This is a genomic window from Kitasatospora sp. NPDC059571, assembly GCF_042735675.1.
Lineage (GTDB): Bacteria > Actinomycetota > Actinomycetes > Streptomycetales > Streptomycetaceae > Kitasatospora.
The window spans coordinates 1-3,114 of record NZ_JBHWBW010000673.1; the positions used below are offsets into that span (position 1 = coordinate 1).

Here is a 3,114-nt window from a genome sequence, read left to right on the forward strand (position 1 = left end):
GCCCAGGGCGCCGGCACGGGTGCCGGCCAGGCGGCCGGCCGGGTCCGCAAGGCCCGGCTGCGCGTGATCAAGGCCGACCCGTGGTCCGTCATGAAGGTCAGCTTCCTGCTGTCGCTGGCCGTCGGCGTGATCATCATCGTCGCCGCCGCCGTGCTCTGGATGGTCCTCGACGGCCTGGGCGTCTTCGACTCGCTGACCAGCACCCTCAAGGACGTCACCGGCTCGGACTCCAACAGCGGGTTCAACCTGATGGACTACCTCGGCTTCGGCGAGGTGATGGTGTTCACCACGCTGATCGCCGTGGTCGACGTCGTCCTGATGACCGCCCTGGCCACCCTCTCCGCGTTCATCTACAACACGGCGGCCGGCTTCGCCGGCGGTGTCGAGCTCACCCTCGCCGAAGAGGACTGAGCCCGCCCCTCCCAGTGCGCTGACACCCGGTCAACTGCCGGGAAGAACAGGGCCCCGACGGTTGTTGCAACCGTCGGGGCCCGCTGGCATCCGGGTGAGAGCCGCGCCGTCCCCGGCGTGCCGGAGCCCGCTCCGGTGGCGGCGGGGGTTGGCTGTGGCGGTGTCCGGGAGCGGACCCGGTCGGTCGGTCTCGGCTGCTCGGAGGTGTGTCATGGCACAGATCGCGACGGAGCTGGTCAGCGCGGCCGAGGAGCTCCTCGGCACCTCTCTCCCCCTCCGTATCCGGACCTGGGACGGCAGCACCGCCGGGCCGCCCGGAGCGCCCACGATCGTCCTGCGCAACCGCCGCGCCCTGCGCCGCCTGCTCTGGCAGCCCGGCGAGCTCGGCCTCGCCCGCGCGTACGTCGCCGGCGACCTCGACCTGGCCCCCGACACCGACCTGTACGAGGTGCTCTCCGCGGCCGGCCGCTTCGCCGACCGGCCCGACGCGCGCCGGCTGCACCTGGCCGATGCCGTCCGCACTCCCGGCCGCGCCGCGCTCCGGGCCGTCCTGCGGGCCGGTGCGGTCGGCCCGCAGCCCGCTCCCCCGCCGGAGGAGGTCCGGCGCGCCAGGGGGCGGCTGCACAGCCGCCAGCGCGACCGCGCGGCGATCAGCCACCACTACGACGTCGGCAACGACTTCTACGGCCTCGTGCTGGGCCCGACGATGGTGTACTCCTGCGCGTACTGGGAGCCGGGCGCCAAGAGCCTTGAGGCGGCCCAGGAGGCCAAGCTCGACCTCATCTGCCGCAAGCTCGGCCTGCGGCCCGGTCTGCGCCTGCTGGACGTCGGCTGCGGCTGGGGCTCGCTGCTGCTGCACGCGGCCCGGCGGTACGGCGTCACCGCGGTCGGTGTGTCCATCTCCGCGGAGCAGGTGGAGCTGGCCCGCCGCCGGATCGCCGAGGCCGGTCTGGCGGACCGCGTTGAGATCCGCCTCCAGGACTACCGGGAGATCCCGGACGGCCCCTTCGACGTGATCTCCAGCGTGGGCATGGCCGAGCACGTGGGCACCGAGCAGTACCGGACCTACGCCGACGGCCTCTACCGGCTGCTCGCCCCCGGCGGCCGGCTGCTGAACCACCAGATCTCCCGGCGTCCGAGTCGCCCCGGCGAGCCCTACCGGCTGAGCCCCTTCATCGACCGGTACGTCTTCCCGGACGGGGAGCTGTCCCCGATCGGCTCCACGGTCTCGGTCCTGGAGGAGGCCGGCTTCGAGGTGCGCGACGTCGAGTCGCTCCGCGAGCACTACGCACTCACCCTGCGCGAGTGGGTGGCCAACCTGGAGGCCCGCTGGCCGGAGGCGGCCGCACTGGTCGGCCGGGGCCGGGCCAGGGTCTGGCGGCTCTACATGGCGGCCTCCGCGGTGGCCTTCGAGGAGAACCGGATCGGCATCAACCAGGTCCTCGCCGTCCGCACCCCCGAGTCCGGTGCCAGCGGCCTCCCCGCCACCCGCGAGCAGTGGCTCTCGGCGGCCCGCCGCACCGCCGACCAGCCCGGTCCCGCCACGGCCGCCGATACGGATTTGGGAGATCGGCCGTCGGTCCGCTAATCTTTCAGTGCGGCAAGGGGCTATAGCTCAGACGGTTAGAGCGCTTCCCTGATAAGGAAGAGGCCACAGGTTCAAGTCCTGTTAGCCCCACCGACCGGAAGGGCTCGGATGATTCGTCATCCGGGCCCTTCTGCATGCCTGTTGCGCCGAGTGCGGAGGCCGGGGCCGGTGGTGCCGGGCCGACGCCCCCCGCCCGAACGGCGTAACCGTGCCGGCCGGTCCTTGTTGGGCCGGGTGCGCGGAGGCACCTTGGGGTTGGACGACTCGAAACCGTTGTGAATCAGGGGATTGCCGGGCGGAGTCCCGGTCATGGGATCCGTGGACGTGGCGCGACCTCCGCTCCTGCCGGCGGAAGTCCATGCCCCCGGCCCGGGGTGAACGGGCGGACCACCATCCACTCCGTCATGGAGGCACCCCCATGTCCAGGGAAGCTGCCCTGCTCGAATCCCCGACGCTGCGTCGGACGATGTGCGAACGCGTCGAGGTGCTCGACCGCGTGAAGGCCGTCGTCCTGCTGCCGGACGGGCTCCACGTCACCACGCGCATGGTCGCCGACTACTTCGAGGTCGTCGAGCGGACCATCAACACGCTCGTCCAGCGGCACCGCGCCGAACTTGTGGACAACGGGCTCAAAGTTATCCACAGGTCGGCAAACGCCCAGGTCAGCCCAAGCTTCAATATGAAGCTTAGCCCGAATGGGGGACGGGCTCTGCTCTTCTCCCGGCGGGCCGTGCTCAACGTCGCGATGCTGCTGCGCGACAGCGACGTCGCCCGGCAGGTGCGCTCCCGCCTGCTCGATGCCGAGGCCTCCGCCGCCCGGTACCTCGACCACGAGGCGCTGCTCGACGCCGCCGAGCGGCGGGTGCTCACCGGCGAGGCCGGCGCCCGGCTGGCCGCCTGCGAGCGCATGGTGCTGGCCGACCGTGCGCTGGTCCGCGCGATGAGCGCCCGGCTCTGCGAGGTCGCGGACGGGCTGCGCGAGCTCGCCGACGACATGCGCGAGCTGCGCGCCGATGTCGCCGAACTCCGCCGCGGGCTCGGCGCGGCGCGGGGCCGCCGCCGGGGTCGCGGCCGCTGATCAGGACCCCCGGGGCGCCGGGGGGGGGCGGGCGGCC

General features: G+C 72.8%; 3 protein-coding genes and 1 tRNA gene. All 4 read left to right on the plus strand.

Features of this window, described 5'->3' with window-relative positions; all coding sequences use genetic code 11:
* Positions 1 to 411: DUF3566 domain-containing protein (locus tag ACFV0G_RS37615; protein ID WP_380557796.1), on the plus strand; the 411-nt coding region annotated here is incomplete at its 5' end.
* Between the two features lie 211 nt (positions 412 to 622).
* Positions 623 to 1,999, plus strand: coding sequence for a class I SAM-dependent methyltransferase (locus ACFV0G_RS37620; protein ID WP_380557799.1), 1,377 nt, complete (start codon positions 623 to 625; stop codon positions 1,997 to 1,999).
* Between the two features lie 16 nt (positions 2,000 to 2,015).
* A tRNA-Ile gene (locus tag ACFV0G_RS37625) sits at positions 2,016 to 2,089 on the plus strand.
* Between the two features lie 328 nt (positions 2,090 to 2,417).
* Positions 2,418 to 3,077 (plus strand): hypothetical protein, encoded by a 660-nt coding sequence (locus ACFV0G_RS37630; RefSeq protein ID WP_380557802.1) that lies wholly within the window; start codon positions 2,418 to 2,420, stop codon positions 3,075 to 3,077.
* Positions 3,078 to 3,114 lie beyond the last annotated feature (37 nt).

Excerpts from the sequence above, each read along its gene's own strand:
- ACFV0G_RS37620 (WP_380557799.1), top strand. The coding sequence starts at position 623 with ATGGCACAGATCGCGACGGAGCTGGTCAGCGCGGCCGAGGAGCTCCTC.
- ACFV0G_RS37630 (WP_380557802.1), top strand. The coding sequence starts at position 2,418 with ATGTCCAGGGAAGCTGCCCTGCTCGAATCCCCGACGCTGCGTCGGACG.